The organism is Streptomyces sp. NPDC030143 (assembly GCF_055573695.1).
Window position 1 is genome coordinate 500,800 of the sequence record NZ_JBVIAY010000002.1, and the last position, 14,446, is coordinate 515,245.

The window sequence follows — 14,446 nt, forward strand, 5'->3', positions numbered from 1 at the left end:
GCTTCACCGGCACCACGCCCCGCTCCGCGCCGACGCACGGTTCCGTGCCCGTTCGGCACCGACCTACTTCCGCTCCCGGCCGCCCGGCAGGAACTCCTGCATCTTCGCCTTGAGCCCCTGCCGGATCATCGAGCCGCGGTCCGCGTCGCCCCTGAGGATCGACGCGGCCGTCGCCTCCATCTGCTCCCACGTGGCGTGCGGCGGGATCGGCGGCACCGCGGGGTCGGTGAGGAACTCCACGACCGCCGGCCCGTCCGACGCCAGTGCCGTACGCCAGCCCGCCTCGACGTCCTCCGGCTTCTCCACCCGCACCCCGGTCAGCCCCAGGGACCGCGCGAACGCCGCGTACTGCACGTCCGGCAACTGCTGCGAGGGCAGGAAGGAGGGCGCGCCGCCCATGGCCCGCATCTCCCACGTCACCTGGTTGAGGTCCTGGTTGTTCCACACCGCCACCACCAGCCGCGGATCGAGCCAGCGGTCCCGGTACTTCGCCGCCGTGATCAGCTCCGCCAGCCCGTTCATCTGCATCGCCCCGTCACCCACCAGCGCGATCACCGGACGGTCGGGGTGGGCGAACTTCGCCCCGATCGCGTACGGCACGCCGCAGCCCATCGTCGCGAGCGTGCCGGACAGCGAGCCGCGCATGCCGGACCGCATCGTCAGGTGCCGGGCGTACCAGTTGGCCACCGAACCGGAGTCCGAGGTGATGATCGCGTCGTCGGGCAGCAGCGGGTCCAGCGCCCGGGCCACGTGCTCCGGGTTGATCGGGTCGGCGGACAGCTCCGCCCGCCGCTCCATGACGTCCCGCCAGTGCCGCACGTTGTCGCACACCGTCTCGAACCACTCGCGACCGCGCGCCTCCTCCGACGTCAGCATCGGGATCAGCCGCCGCAGCGTCGCACGCGCGTCGCCGACCAGGTTCACCTCGTACGGGTAGCGCAGCCCCACCATGTGCGGGTCGAGGTCGATCTGCACGCCCCGCGCCTCGCCGAACTCCGGCAGGAACTGGGTGTACGGGAAGGAGGAGCCGATCGTCAGGAGCGTGTCGCAGTCGCGCATCATCTCGTACGACGGGCGCGTGCCGAGCAGGCCGATCGAGCCGGTGACGTAGGGCAGTTCGTCGCTGAGGACGTCCTTGCCGAGCAGCGCCTTGGCCACGCCGGCGCCGAGCAGCTCCGCGATGCGCTCCACCTCGGCGCGCGCCCCGGCCGCGCCCTGGCCGACCAGGATCGCCACCTTGTCCCCGGAGTCGAGGATCTCCGCCGCCCGCCGCAGCGACTCCTCCGAGGGCACGGTCGTCCACTCGCTGCGGTCCAGGCTGGAGGGAACCATCTTGAACTCGTGCGTCGGCGGCGAGTAGTCCAGTTCCTGCACGTCGCCCGGGATGATGACCGCGGTGGGACAGCGGCGGGCGTAGGCGGTGCGGATCGCCCGGTCCAGCACGTTCGGCAGCTGCTCGGGAACCGTCACCGTCTCCACGAACTCCGAGGCGACGTCCTTGAACAGCGTGTGCAGGTCCACCTCCTGCTGGTAGGAGCCGCCCATCGCGGTGCGGTGGGTCTGGCCGACGATCGCCAGCACCGGCACATGGTCCAGCTTGGCGTCGTACAGGCCGTTGAGCAGGTGGATCGCGCCCGGTCCCGAGGTCGCCGCGCACACCCCGAGACGGCCGCTGAACTTGGCGTAGCCGACGGCCTCGAACGCCGCCATCTCCTCGTGCCGGGCCTGCACGAACCGGGGCTGGTTCTCGGCGCGGCCCCAGGCGGCCAGCAGACCGTTGATGCCGTCACCGGGATAGCCGAAGACGTGCTCCACCCCCCACTCGCGCAACCGCTGAAGGACGTGGTCGGAGACCGTGGTGCTCATCGAGGGACCTCCCGGGCGTCGGGAACGAGGGCGTGGGGTGCGTGTGCCGTGACTCCTGGCGAGTCACCCTGCCGAGTCACCCCCGGCGCTGCCGGAAAACCTGGCCCGGCGGCTGCGGGCGGGGCGGGGGCAGGCGGGGACACCGTGCTCCGGACCGGGGGCACGTCCGTGGGACCCCGCATCCGCGCGGCCCCGGCAGGCGCTTCCCGCTGCCCCGCCCGCCCGCTCGGCAGGGCCGGCGGTTCACCCGGTCGGCCGTGTGCGTCCCGCCAATGGCGGGTGGCCGCGCGCGGGCCCGGGCGGCGCGGGCTGTGATGGCTGTGGGGCACCGATCCGTGCCCCGCAGTCGTCGGCCGAAGGAGTCCTCCCATGTGCCGCACCGCCCGTGCCCTGTCCGCCGTCGCCCTGGCCGGAGCCGCCCTGGTCGCCGTCGCCCCGGGCGCGTCGGCGGACCCCGCGGCGGAGGTGAGCCCCGGCCGGGCCTCGCCGGGGGGCAGCGTCACCGTCTCCGTCACCTGCGACCCCCTCGGCGGGCCGGCCCCGCAGAGCCTCGACGCCACCTCCCCGGCCTTCGCGGACGGTTCCGCCGAGCTGGCCCTGGTGCCCGGGGGCGACGAGCTGACCGGGCCCTCCTACCGGGGCACCGTCGGCATCGCGCCCGCCGCGGACCTCGACGAGTCCGCGGACCTCGACGAGCCCGCGGACCTCGACGAGCCCGCGGGGGAGACCGGGACCGCGGGGGAGGGCGGGGCCGCCTCCGCCTGGACCGTCGACGGCACCTGTCCCGCACCGCCCGGCGGGGAGGGCACCCCGTGGCGGGCGACCTTCGACGTCGCCGGCGACGGCGCCCCCGCGGCACTCGTCGGACCGGCCGGACCCGCGGGCCCCTCCGCGCCGCCCGTGCCGACCCACTCCACCCACCCCTCGTGCCGCCCCGCCCACGGCACCTGTGACACCGACCGGGCCTGCGACGAGGACCACACCTACCCCTGCCCGACGCCCACGCACCCCGCACCGCACCCGTCCTGCGGGCACGACCGGACCCAGCCCCACGGCGCCTCCTGCTCCGGCGCCCCCGTCCAGCGCGGTGTGCGCGCCGGAGCCGGCGGCGCCTTCACCGATTCCGTCCCCGCCCTGGCCGCGGGCGCGCTGCTGATCGCCGGCGCGCTCGGCGCCGCCGTCCACCGGCTGCTGCGCCGCCGCGACCCGGCGGGACACGCCTGACTCCGCCCCGCGCTCCCCGCGCGCCCCGCTGTGACCGGCGCGACTCCGGCCGGCGGCCATGGGACCACGGCACACGGGGTACTCAGAGCCCGAGGGCACACCGGCCCCGTACGCGACGTCACGCACCGCCCGGCACAAGCCGGCCGGCGAGGAGACGGGTCCGGTGCCGTGGGGCGGCCGGCGCGCCGGCCGACAAGAGCACAGGGCCCCAGGGACCAACTGCGCGGAGGAACCCATGCGGCGGACGGAACCGGAAGGCCACGGGCCCGTCCGCTACGGGCCGCCGCTCCCCCCTGACGGGCTGCCCGTGCTGCCGGACCTCGCCTCCGTCCTCGCCGGGGCCGCCGGCCGCGCCGGGAGCGAACCGGTCGGCGGCGGCCCGGCCCTGCTCGAGGCCGCCCGCGGCTACACGGAACGGCGCGGCACACCCGCCGCGCCCGGCCACGTCGTCGCCGGGCCCGGCGCCCCCTCGCTGCTGCTCGCGCTGACCGCCGCCGTCGGCGGCGACGTCCTGGTGCCCAGGCCCTGCGCCGCCTGGTGGGCGCCGTACGCACGCCTGTTGGGAAGACCGGTCTTCCACGTGGCCACACCCGCCGAGTGCGGCGGGGTCCCCGACCCGTTCGCGCTGCTGGAGACCGTGCGCCGGGTCCGGGACGAGGGCGGCGACCCGCGGCTGCTGGTGCTGTCCGTCGCCGACGACCCCACCGCCACCGTCGCCCCGCCCGAGGTGCTGCACGAGGCCGTCGAGGCCGCCGTCGGCGAGGGCCTGCACCTGGTCAGCGACGAGACCTGGCGCGACACCCTGCACGACCCGCACGGCACCGTCCTGGTCAGCCCCGCCGAGATGCTGCCCGAGCGGGTCACCGTCGTCACCGACCTCGCGGGCGCCCTGCTGCCCGCCGGCTGGCCCGCCGCCGTCGCCCGCCTCCCCGCCGGAGCGACCGGGGACGGGCTGCACGCACGCGTCCTCGACGTCCTCACCGCCCTCGACGCCCGCGTCGCCGCCCCCGTCGCCGCGACCGCCGCCCACGCCCTCACCGAGCCCGCGCCCGTCACCGAGCGCGTGAAGACCGCCGTACGCCTGCACGCGCGCGTGGCCGCCGCCGCGCACGCCGCCGTCGTCGGTGCCGGCGCCCTCGCCCGCCCGCCGCAGGCCGGCCGGCACCTGTACGTCGACCTCGGCCCGCTGCGCGACGCGCTCGTGGCCCGGGGCGTCGGCGACGCACAGGACCTGGAGGACCTGCTCACCGCCCGGCTCGGCATGCCCGCACCCGGCGGCCACCGCTTCGGCGACGACCTCGGGGCGCTGCGCGTGCGGCTCTCCACCGGCGCGCTGCTGGGCGGCACGGACGAGGAGCGCGCCGCATGCCTCACCTCCCCCGTCCCGGGGGAACTGCCGCACGTGCAACGCGCCCTGATCCGTCTGAGGTCGGTCCTCGACGATCTCCGCGACGACGCTCAGCGATGGGAGCCTCCTCGATGACGCAGCAGTCCGAGTCGACCACCACGGCCACCGACGCGCCTCCGCGAAAGGCCGACGCCCCGCCGGCCGGCCCTCCGACGGTGTCCCCCGTCGCGCCGCTCGCCCCGCCCCGTCCGCCGGCGGAGCACCGGGTGTGGCCGCGTACCTTCCACGACCGGTTGACCGCACCGCTGCCCGGCCTCAAGGCCCTCGCCCGCTTCGCCCGCGAAGGGGCCGTCCGTCCCGGCCCTGAAGGCCTCGCCGACATCCCCCGACTGCCTTTCGCGCCCGGCCCGCTGCCCGACGTCGACACCCGCACGGTCGCCGTCACCTGGGCGGGCCACGCCAGTTGGGTGGTGCGCGTCGGCGGCCTGACCGTCCTGACCGACCCGGTCTGGTCGCGCCGCATCCTCGGCACCCCGGCCCGCATCACCCCCGTAGGCGTCCCCTGGGAGGCGCTGCCGCCCGTCGACGCGGTCGTCATCAGCCACAACCACTACGACCACCTGGACGCCCCCACCCTGCGCAGACTCCCGCGCGACACACCCCTGTTCGTGCCCGCCGGGCTCGGACGCTGGTGCCGGCGCCGCCGCTTCACCCGGGTGACCGAACTGGACTGGTGGGAGGCGGCCGAACTCCGCGGCGTCCGCTTCGACTTCGTCCCCGCCCACCACTGGTCCAAGCGCACCCTGACCGACACCTGCCGCAGCCTGTGGGGCGGTTGGGTCATGACCGCCCCCGACGGACAGCGCGTGTACTTCGCCGGCGACACCGGCTACGGCCACTGGTTCTCCCGCATCGGACGACGCCACCCCGGCATCGACCTCGCCCTGCTGCCCATCGGCGCCTACGACCCGCGCTGGTGGCTGCGCGACGTCCACTGCGACCCGGAGGAGGCGGTACGGGCGGCGCAGGACCTCGGGGCGCGCCGGATGGCGCCGATGCACTGGGGGACGTTCGTGCTGTCCGCCGAACCCGTCCTCGAACCCCTCACCCGCGTGCGCGCCGCCTGGCAGCGGGCGGGCCGCGACCGCGCCGACCTGTGGGACCTGCCCATCGGCGGCTCACGGGTACTGCGGCCGCCGTCCTGAGGCGGGCGCCGGTACCCCACGCGGCGGCCGGGCCGCGCACCGCGCGCCTCGACCGGAACCGGGGACCGGGGCCGGGCCCTAGGCGGCCCCGGCCCCGCGCACCCGCCGCCACGCGCTCGGCGCCACGCTGATCAGCACGGTCAGCGCGACCGCCGCGACCACGCCCTGCCACGGCTCGGGGAACAGCGAACCGCCGAGAATCCCGATCAACTGGTAGGTGACCGCCCAGGCCAGACAGGCCGGCAGATCGCCCCGGGCGAACCGGCGCATCGGCCACTTCGCCAGCAGACACGCCAGCATCACCGGGATCCGGCCCGCCGGCACCAGCCGCGACAGCACCAGCACCGCCGTGCCGTGCGCGGTGAGCTTGCGCTGCGCCTGCGCGAGACGCTCCTCCGGCGCCCGCGAGCGGATCGCCTCCAGCCAGCGCGAGCCGTTCTTCGACTTCATGCCCCGCCGCCCCAGCCAGTACAGCGCGACGTCCCCGCAGAACGCCGCGAGCGATGCCGTCGCGAACACCAGCGCCAGCGAGAACGGCGCCGTCCGGTGGACGGCGACCACGGCCGCCGAACTGACCAGCGCCCCCGTCGGCACCACCGGCACCAGCGCCCCGACCAGCACCAGCAGGAACAGCGACGGATAGCCGATCGCCTGCTGCGTGGACGCCGTCGGCAGGACCGTCGGGACGGCGGCCGCCAGCGTCGTCACCGCGCGACCTCCGGACGCACGCTCTCCCCGTGCCCCAGCCGGTGCACCGCCACCCCGGGTGCACGCCCGCCGGCCAGGCGCACGAACTCGTCGCCGGGCGCATGGAACTCATGGGGGCGCACGGCGTCCATCCCGATCGGCCAGTACGTGCCGTAGTGCACCGGCACCGCACTGCGCGGCGCCAGCCGGGCCAGCGCCTCGGCCGCCCGCCCCGCGTCCAGGTGCCCCTCGCCGAGACACGGACCCCAGCCGCCCACCGGCAGCAGCGCCACTTCGACCGGCCCGACCTCCTTGGCCATATCCTCGAACAATCCCGTGTCCCCGGCGAAGTACGTCCGCGCCTCGCCCTCGACGACATACCCGAGCGCCGGGCAGCGGTGCGGACCGAACGGCAGTCGCCGCCCGTCGTGCCGCGCCGGCACCGCCCGGATCCGCACCCCGCCCACACCGCTCTCGTCACCGGGCTCCATCTCGGTCAGCCGCAGGTGCGCCAGACGCCGCAGCCCCGGCACGGCGCGCGGCGCACCCCGGGGCACCAGCAGGCGCGTGCCCGGCGCGAGGCGCGCCAGGGAGGGCACGTGCAGATGGTCCGCGTGCAGGTGCGACACCAGCGCCACGTCCGCCCGCCAGGCATCCGGCGGGGGCGGCGCACCCCGACGCCGACGCAGGTGAGCGAGCCTGCGGGCGAACAGGGGATCGGTGAGCACGCGGACGTCCGAATCCGCGACCGTGCAGGTGGCGTGACCCCACCAGGTGATCTCCACCGGCACCTCTTTGCTCCCTTCGCGCGACTCCCCCGAAGCCTACGGGCAGGAGTAGGGTCGGCGGCGAAACCCGGAGGTGAGGGGGCGCCATGGGACCGGTGCGGGTCACGGCGATCGCGAGTCTGACGCCGCTGGAGGAACTGGATGCCGATCCCTTCCTGGTGGACTCCCGCAGCCAGCACGCGATGTGCGCCCGATGGGCCGCCGAACGCGGCTACGTCGTCAGCCGCGAACTGCTGGTGCGCGGACTGCGCCCCGACCACTGCGTGCTGTGGGACGGCGTCCGGCCCGGCGTCGACCTGTTCGTCGCGCCCAGCCGCCGGGTCCTGGAGAGCGCGCTGTCCTCCGTCGAGGAGTTCACCGCCGAGTGCGCCCGGCGCGGGGTGCGGGTGGAGACGGTCGGCGTCGCCGAACCCGCCTACGACGCACAGATGAAGGCCCGCGTGCACCGCAGACTGTCCATGCCCACCGCCGGATACGACGGCCGCTAGAAGGCCGGTGTGACAGGGTGAGGCCAGAGGTCCGCACCGACGACGGACCGGATCGTGAGGGTGCTGGGCGTGCGGGCAGTGCGGTGGCGGCGGGCCGTCGGTCAGGCCGGACGGAGCGTCGCGGTGTGGGGCGTGTCCACGGTCACGATGCTCGCGCTCGCGGGCCTCCTGCCGGACTTCCGGCTCCAGTCCCCCGACGGCGACAGCGCCACCACCATCGCCGTCACCGCGGCCGTCGGCGCCGGCGTCTTCGGCGTCCTGTCCGCCCTCGTGTGGCCGCTCCTCGTCCGGCTGCTGCTGCTCGTGCCGGCGCTCGTCCTCGGCCTGCTGGTGTTCTTCCTCAACGGCTCGCTGCTGCTGCTCGCCCTGCGCCTGAACCCCTCCGGGGAGAGCGAGGCCGCCCCCGAGACCGCCGTCATCGTCGCCGCGGTGATGTCCGCCGTCGCCTCCGCGACGGGCGCCGCGCTCGCCGTCCGCGACGACGACGCCTACCGGCGCCGCCTGTACCGTCTCGCCGACCGCCGCCGCGGAAGCGGACCGGCCTGCCCCGCCACCCCCGGCACCGTCTTACTGCAACTCGACGGCGTCGGCCACGACGTCCTCGTCGCCGCCGTCGCCAAGGGCCTGATGCCGACCGTCGCCCGCTGGCTCGGCGACACCCCCGACGGTCCCACGGCCGCCCGCCCCACCCACCGCCTCACCCCCTGGCGCACCGACTGGTCCAGCCAGACCGGCGCCAGCCAGCTCGGCATCCTGCACGGCAGCAACCACGACGTCCCCGCCTTCCGCTGGTACGAGAAGGACACCCGCGAGATCGTCGTCTGCAACCGGCCCACCAGCGCCGCCGAACTCCAGCGCCGCGCCGTCGAACGCACCGGCGACGGCGGACTGCTCTCCGCCGACGGCGCGAGCCGCGGCAACCTCTTCGGCGGCGGCGCCGACGAACAGGCCCTCGTGCTCTCCATCGCCGCCCGCCGCCGCAGCCGCGCCACCCGCTCCCGGGCCGGCTACTTCGCGTACTTCTCCGACCCGGCCAACGCGGTGCGCACCGCCCTGTCCTTCGTCGCCGAGGTCGGCCGCGAGATCGGCCAGTCCACCCGCGCCCGCCTGCGCGAACAGCGCCCGCGCGTCTCCCGCGGCGGCCTGTACCCGCTGGTGCGCGCCTTCGCCACCGTCGTCGAACGCGACGTCGTCGTGGCCGCAGTCACGGGCGACATGCTCGCCGGACGCACCGCCGTCTACGCCGACCTCGTCGCCTACGACGAGGTCGCCCACCACTCCGGCCCGCTCAGCCGCGACGCCGAACAGGTCCTCGCCCGTCTCGACCGCTCCCTCGCGCTCGTCGAGAACGTCGCCGAACACGCCCCCCGCCCCTACCGGATCGTCGTTCTGTCCGACCACGGACAGAGCCCCGGCGAGACCTTCCGCGCCCGCTACGGACTCACCCTCGCCGACCTGGTGCGGGCCGGCTGCGGACTGCCCGTGCCGCGCCGGGCCGAGCGCACCCACAGCGGCGCCGAGGCCCGCGCTGCCGTCCGGGCCGCGCTGCACCGGCCCGTCGAGGAACACGACGAGCAACACCGCGCGCCCCGCCGCTCCGAGCCCGTCGTGCTCGCCTCGGGCAACCTCGGCCTGATCTCCTTCCCGGACGTGCCGCACCGGATGAGCAAGGAGGAGATCGACGCCCGCCACCCCGCCCTGCTGTCGACCCTCGCCAACCACCCCGGCGTCGGCTTCCTCCTGGTGCGCAGCGAGCAGCACGACGGCGTCGTGCTCGGCGCGTACCACACGCAGATCCCCCTGGACCGGCTCGACGAGGAACCGGGTCCGCTCGCCGGGTTCGGCCCCGGAGCCGCCGACGCCGTCCGGCGCACCCACTCCTTCCCGCACACCGCCGACATCATGGTCAACTCCTTCCACGACCCGGCCGACGGCGAGGTCCTCGCCTTCGAGGAGCAGATCGGCTCCCACGGCGGCCTCGGCGGCGCCCAGGGCAGGCCCTTCCTGCTGTCCCCGCTCACCCTCACGGCACCCGTCGAGGACGGCGAGGACCTGGTCGGCGCCGAACACGTCCACCGCGTCCTGCGCCGCTGGCTGCGCGAGTCGAACGGACCCCAGGTGCCCCTGGAGACGACCCCCGGGGAACGCGCCGCCTGACCGGTCGGGCGGCCGAGCGGCCCCCCCCGGGCTCGGAGGGCGCGGTCGGCGTCACCGGCGGGCCCCGGCGAGGCCCTCACCGTGGCCGTCCGCGACCCCGCCCCCGTCCGAGCCGCCGGGGGCCGACGCCGCTCGGGAGGACCTCCGACCCGCCCCGCACACCCGGCCCTCCCCACGGCCGTCGACTGCCGTTCACCCGGCGTGGGCCGGTCCTGCGCGTGCGGCCGGGGCGAGTGTGATCGGATAGGGCCCACGCAAACCCGTCCGACGGGAAACCCACGCGAAAGGAACAACCGTGGCCACCACGCGCTCCGCACACACCGTCTGGGAAGGCAACCTGATCGAGGGCAACGGGGTCGTCACCTTCGACTCCTCCGGCGCCATCGACGAGCAGCCCGTGACGTGGGCCGCCCGCACCCAGGAGGCGAACGGCAAGACCAGCCCCGAGGAGCTGATCGCCGCCGCCCACTCCAGCTGCTTCTCGATGGCCTTCTCGCACGCCCTCGCCGGCGCCGGCACCCCGCCCACCAAGCTCGTCACCTCCGCCGACGTGACCTTCCAGCCGGGTGAGGGCATCACGGGCATCCACCTGACCGTGGAGGGCACCGTGCCCGGCCTCGACGAGGACGGCTTCGTCGCCGCCGCCGAGCAGGCCAAGGTCGGCTGCCCGGTCAGCCAGGCCCTGAAGGCCGTCCCGATCACGCTCTCGGCGAAGCTCGCCTGAGCCCGCCCGCCGGGGCGGCGGGACACCGGCCGGTCGCGCACCTGGTGTGACCGGCCGCTTCCCGCGGGCCGGCCCCCGGTTCGCGCGCGGGGGCGGCCGGGTATAGAGGGGCGGGACAGCAGCGGCCCGGCCGCGGGAGAGGGACACCATGCCACCACGACCCGACGTCTCCGCCCACCGCGGCGGCTCCGAGCGCTGCCGCCCCGCCACCCGCGAGGCGTACGAGGACGCGCTCGCCTCCGGCGCCGAGTACGTGGAGTTCGACGTCCGCCGCACCGCCGACGGCGTGTTCGTCGCCCACCACGACGCGTGCGCGGGCCGAACGGGACCCCTGCTGTCCGCGATCACCCACGCCGAGCTGTGCGCACGCGCCGGGTACGCCGTACCCCTCGTCGAGGAGGTCATGGCGCTGGCCGCCGGGCGGCTGGTGGGCCACCTCGACCTGAAGGAGACCGGCTACGAACGGGAGCTGATCGACCTCGCGGTGGCATGGCTCGGCCGGGACGGGTTCGTCGCCACCACCCTGGAGGACCGTTCCGTCGCCGCGATCACCCGGTCCTTCCCCGGAGTGCGCACCGCCCTGTCGCTCGGGCGGGACCGCCGGGAGATCGCCCCCGCCCGGCTCGCGGCCACCCGGGCCGGCGAACTGTTCCCCCTGCGCCGCCTGCGGGCCTGCGGAGCGCACGGCGTCGCCGTGCACCAGCGGCTGGCGCGCGCCACCGTCCTGCGCGGAGCCGCCCGCAACGGGCTGTTCACCATGGTGTGGACGGTCAACGACGACGCCGGCCTGCGCACCTTCCTCGCCGACCGGCGGGTGGACGTGCTGATCACCGACCGGCCCCGGCGGGCCGTCGAGCTGCGCGGGGAGCCGCATCGAAACCTCACCGCTGGGCACCTGTCATCGTGAGCCCCGGCCCCGCCCCGGCACCTCCGGGGGCCCGACCCCCGCAGGGCGCCCGCCCCGTGGGCCATTGACAGCGGGCCGCTCGCGTCCTGTGCTGGAAGTGGGTCGAGCGCGGGGCTCCCTGGCGGAAGGGGACAGCGATGGGACGTCCGGTCGGGATCGATCTCGGGACCACGAACTCGGTGGTGGCCGTCCTGGAGGGCGGCGAACCCACCGTCATCGCGAACGCGGAGGGAGCCAGGACCACCCCCTCCGTGGTGGCCTTCGCCAAGAACGGCGAGGTCCTCGTCGGCGAAGTCGCCAAACGGCAGGCGGTCACCAACGTCGACCGCACCGCCCGCTCGGTCAAGCGCCACATGGGCGACGCGCACTGGCGCTTCCCGGACCAGGGATCCGTCGACGGCACCCGCTACCGCGCCCAGGAGCTGTCCGCCCGCGTCCTGCAGAAGCTCAAGCGGGACGCCGAGTCCTACCTCGGCGAGGACGTCACCGACGCGGTGATCACCGTGCCCGCCTACTTCGACGACACCCAGCGGCAGGCCACCAAGGAGGCCGGGGAGATCGCCGGACTGAAGGTGCTCCGGATCATCAACGAGCCCACCGCCGCCGCCCTCGCCTACGGCCTCGACCGCGGCCAGGAACAGACCGTCCTCGTCTTCGACCTCGGCGGCGGCACCTTCGACGTGTCGCTCCTGGAGATCGGCGACGGCGTCATCGAGGTGAAGGCCACCAACGGCGACACCCACCTCGGCGGCGACGACTGGGACCAGCGGATCGTCGAGCACCTGGTGAAGACGTTCAAGGGGCAGTACGGCATCGATCTGTCCGGCGACAAGATGGCGCTGCAACGGCTGCGCGAGGGCGCCGAGAAGGCGAAGATCGAGCTGTCGTCGTCCTCCGAGACGACCGTCAACCTGCCCTACATCACCGCCTCCGCCGAGGGCCCCCTGCACCTCGACGAGAAACTCACGCGCGCCCAGTTCCAGGATCTCACCGCCGACCTGCTGGACCGCTGCCGCACACCCTTCCACCAGGCGGTCAAGGACGCGGGCGTCCCCCTGTCCGCGATCGACCACGTCATCCTCGTCGGCGGCTCGACCCGGATGCCCGCCGTGACCGACCTGGTCCGGGAGCTGACCGGCAAGGACCCGCACAAGGGCGTCAACCCCGACGAGGTCGTGGCCGTCGGCGCCGCCCTCCAGGCCGGCGTCCTCCGCGGCGACGTCAAGGACGTCCTCCTCCTCGACGTCACCCCGCTGTCCCTCGGCATCGAGACCAAGGGCGGCATCATGACCAGGCTCATCGAGCGCAACACCACGATCCCCACCCGGCGCTCGGAGATCTTCACCACGGCCACCGACAACCAGCCCTCGGTCGGCATCCAGGTCTACCAGGGCGAACGTGAGATCGCCGCCTACAACAAGAAGCTCGGCGTCTTCGACCTCACGGGCCTGCCGCCCGCCCCGCGCGGGGTGCCGCAGATCGAGGTGGCCTTCGACATCGACGCCAACGGCATCATGCACGTCTCCGCCAAGGACCTCGCCACCGGCCGCGAGCAGAAGATGACCGTCACCGGCGGCTCCGCGCTGCCCAAGGACGCCATCGACCGCATGATGCGGGAGGCGGAGCAGTACGCGGAGGAGGACCGGCGCCGCCGGGAGGAGGCCGAGACCCGCAACCAGGCCGAGCAACTCGTCTACCAGACCGAGAAGTTCCTCCGGGACAGCGGCGAGCAGGTGCCCGCCGACACCCGCGGCGAGGTGGAGTCGGCGGTCGCGGACCTCAAGCGGCTGCTGGCGGAGAACGCCGCCACCGACGCCCTGCGCGGCGGCGTCGAGACTCTCGCCACCGTCAGCCAGAAGATGGGCCAGGCGATGTACGCCCAGGCCGGCCGGACCCGGCAGCCGACCGCCGAGGAGCACACCGCGCCGCGGGAGGACGACGAGCAGGTCGTCGACGCGGAGATCGTCGACGACGACCGCGACGACCGCGACGACCGCGACGGCACGGGCTCCAGGGGCGGCGCGGCCTAGCCGGACGGCGGCGGGGCGCGCGGGGCCGGCGTGGTCAGGGGCGCGTCCTCGTGCACACGGTCGGCAGGGCCGCGCAGACGGCGCTCAGGACGGCGGCATACGGTGTCCCGTGGGCGGTGAGCCGCGAGCGGAGCCGCTCCAGACCTTGGTGGTGCTCGGTGAGCAGGTCGGTGTCGCCGGTGCGCGCCGCGAACTCCAGGACCGCCGGCAGGAAGTCGGGCAGTTCCTCGCCGGTGCACTCCAGCCCGTGCCGCCGGTAGAGGTCCTCGAAACGGACCAGCGACCCACCGCGCCGACCGGTGTCGACGTCCCGCCACCGGCTCAGATGCAGGCTGTGCCGGTCCCCGAAGCCGAAGACCTCCACGTAGTGGGCGGCCAGCTCGAGCACCGGGGTCACCGCCGCGTGGTCCGTGAACGCCCGCAGCTGCGGGGCGGCTTCTCTGACCAGCGGCAGCCGGGTGCGCAGGTCGTCGTCCGGTTAGGTCAGGCAGAGCGCGGCTGCCTGGTACAGCACGGCGTCCGACGGCATCACGCCTCCTTCGCGTCGACGGGGGAGCGGGCCGGGGCGGCGCCGCCGCCGGCTCGGTCGGCGTGGCCGGCCGGGCCGGTGCCGACCGGAGTGGACGGGGCGGCGCCGACAGGAGTGGACGGGGCGGTCGCCTCGGCGCCGGTCGGCCGGGGGGCCGGGCGGGCCGGCCGGGCACGCGCCGGCGGGGGAGGGCGGGCCGGCGGGGGAGGGCGGGCCGGCGGGCGCGGCGGGCGGGGTGGTCCGGGCCGCCCCGTCCACGTCGGTGGGGGCGCCGGGGCGGTCCGCGGCCCGTCGTCCGCGCAGGACGTGGAAGTCCGGCCCGGTGGGCGGTGTCCGCGTGTCGCTCACGTGCGCTCCCTTGCTCACCCCGTGAGTCGAACCTAGGGGCGGGCGCGGAAGCGCACCCGTCCACGGCACCCGTACGGGTCACCGCAGGGCGGTTCACAGGCGGGCGGTTCACAGGCGGGCGGGTCACCACGGAGGGCCGCCGCAC

The 14,446-nt window shown here is 75.3% G+C and carries 11 protein-coding genes and 1 pseudogene; 8 read left to right on the forward strand and 4 right to left on the reverse strand.

Features of this window, described 5'->3' with window-relative positions:
* Window positions 1-63: 63 nt before the first annotated feature.
* On the reverse strand, window positions 64-1,866 hold the full coding sequence (locus ACZ4YY_RS05320; protein WP_468284026.1) for a thiamine pyrophosphate-requiring protein: 1,803 nt from the start codon (window positions 1,864-1,866) through the stop codon (window positions 64-66).
* Window positions 1,867-2,235: 369 nt separating this feature from the next.
* Between ACZ4YY_RS05320 and ACZ4YY_RS05325 the strand changes: the two genes are divergently transcribed.
* The 3 genes from ACZ4YY_RS05325 to ACZ4YY_RS05335 all read left to right on the forward strand — a co-directional run bounded on the left by ACZ4YY_RS05325 (window position 2,236) and on the right by ACZ4YY_RS05335 (window position 5,643).
* A complete protein-coding gene (locus ACZ4YY_RS05325; RefSeq protein ID WP_468284028.1) occupies window positions 2,236-3,090 on the forward strand; it encodes a hypothetical protein in 855 nt (284 codons plus the stop codon).
* A gap of 235 nt (window positions 3,091-3,325) precedes the next feature.
* The gene (locus tag ACZ4YY_RS05330; protein WP_468284030.1) at window positions 3,326-4,573 is read left to right on the forward strand and encodes an aminotransferase class I/II-fold pyridoxal phosphate-dependent enzyme; all 1,248 of its coding nucleotides are present in this window, start codon (window positions 3,326-3,328) and stop codon (window positions 4,571-4,573) included.
* Window positions 4,570-5,643: an MBL fold metallo-hydrolase gene (locus tag ACZ4YY_RS05335; protein WP_468284032.1), complete on the forward strand. Its 1,074-nt coding sequence runs from the start codon at window positions 4,570-4,572 to the stop codon at window positions 5,641-5,643. The genes ACZ4YY_RS05330 and ACZ4YY_RS05335 overlap by 4 nt, the downstream gene beginning before the upstream one ends.
* Before the next feature lie 78 nt (window positions 5,644-5,721).
* On the opposite strand, the gene ACZ4YY_RS05340 is transcribed toward ACZ4YY_RS05335, so the two are convergent.
* A complete protein-coding gene (locus ACZ4YY_RS05340; RefSeq protein WP_468284034.1) occupies window positions 5,722-6,351 on the reverse strand; it encodes a DedA family protein in 630 nt (209 codons plus the stop codon).
* Window positions 6,348-7,121, reverse strand: coding sequence for an MBL fold metallo-hydrolase (locus tag ACZ4YY_RS05345; protein WP_468284036.1), 774 nt, complete (start codon window positions 7,119-7,121; stop codon window positions 6,348-6,350). Before ACZ4YY_RS05345 ends, ACZ4YY_RS05340 begins: the two co-directional genes overlap by 4 nt.
* Before the next feature lie 83 nt (window positions 7,122-7,204).
* Here ACZ4YY_RS05345 and ACZ4YY_RS05350 point away from each other — a divergent pair, with 83 nt between their 5' ends.
* The 5 genes from ACZ4YY_RS05350 to dnaK all read left to right on the forward strand — a co-directional run bounded on the left by ACZ4YY_RS05350 (window position 7,205) and on the right by dnaK (window position 13,424).
* The gene (locus ACZ4YY_RS05350; protein WP_468284038.1) at window positions 7,205-7,606 is read left to right on the forward strand and encodes a hypothetical protein; all 402 of its coding nucleotides are present in this window, start codon (window positions 7,205-7,207) and stop codon (window positions 7,604-7,606) included.
* 69 nt (window positions 7,607-7,675) lie between these two features.
* Entirely contained in the window at window positions 7,676-9,763 is a 2,088-nt protein-coding gene (locus tag ACZ4YY_RS05355) for a phage holin family protein (RefSeq protein WP_468284040.1), read from the forward strand.
* Window positions 9,764-10,058: 295 nt separating this feature from the next.
* Entirely contained in the window at window positions 10,059-10,487 is a 429-nt protein-coding gene (locus ACZ4YY_RS05360) for an OsmC family protein (RefSeq protein WP_468284042.1), read from the forward strand.
* Window positions 10,488-10,635: 148 nt separating this feature from the next.
* Complete coding sequence (locus tag ACZ4YY_RS05365; protein ID WP_468284044.1) at window positions 10,636-11,394, forward strand: glycerophosphodiester phosphodiesterase family protein; 759 nt, start codon at window positions 10,636-10,638, stop codon at window positions 11,392-11,394.
* 137 nt (window positions 11,395-11,531) lie between these two features.
* Window positions 11,532-13,424, forward strand: a complete 1,893-nt coding sequence (gene dnaK, locus ACZ4YY_RS05370) for a molecular chaperone DnaK (RefSeq protein ID WP_468284046.1) — start codon at window positions 11,532-11,534, stop codon at window positions 13,422-13,424.
* A 34-nt stretch (window positions 13,425-13,458) separates the two neighbouring features.
* Here the strand turns inward: dnaK and narJ are convergent.
* Window positions 13,459-13,953: pseudogene (gene narJ / locus ACZ4YY_RS05375) on the reverse strand (nitrate reductase molybdenum cofactor assembly chaperone).
* Window positions 13,954-14,446: the final 493 nt, after the last annotated feature.

What these genes read in the sequence shown, in the direction of transcription:
- ACZ4YY_RS05320 (WP_468284026.1), bottom strand. Translation starts at nt 1,866, where the DNA reads ATGAGCACCACGGTCTCCGACCACGTCCTTCAGCGGTTGCGCGAGTGG.
- ACZ4YY_RS05325 (WP_468284028.1), top strand. Translation starts at nt 2,236, where the DNA reads ATGTGCCGCACCGCCCGTGCCCTGTCCGCCGTCGCCCTGGCCGGAGCC.
- ACZ4YY_RS05330 (WP_468284030.1), top strand. Translation starts at nt 3,326, where the DNA reads ATGCGGCGGACGGAACCGGAAGGCCACGGGCCCGTCCGCTACGGGCCG.
- ACZ4YY_RS05335 (WP_468284032.1), top strand. Translation starts at nt 4,570, where the DNA reads ATGACGCAGCAGTCCGAGTCGACCACCACGGCCACCGACGCGCCTCCG.
- ACZ4YY_RS05350 (WP_468284038.1), top strand. Translation starts at nt 7,205, where the DNA reads ATGGGACCGGTGCGGGTCACGGCGATCGCGAGTCTGACGCCGCTGGAG.
- ACZ4YY_RS05365 (WP_468284044.1), top strand. Translation starts at nt 10,636, where the DNA reads ATGCCACCACGACCCGACGTCTCCGCCCACCGCGGCGGCTCCGAGCGC.
- dnaK (WP_468284046.1), top strand. Translation starts at nt 11,532, where the DNA reads ATGGGACGTCCGGTCGGGATCGATCTCGGGACCACGAACTCGGTGGTG.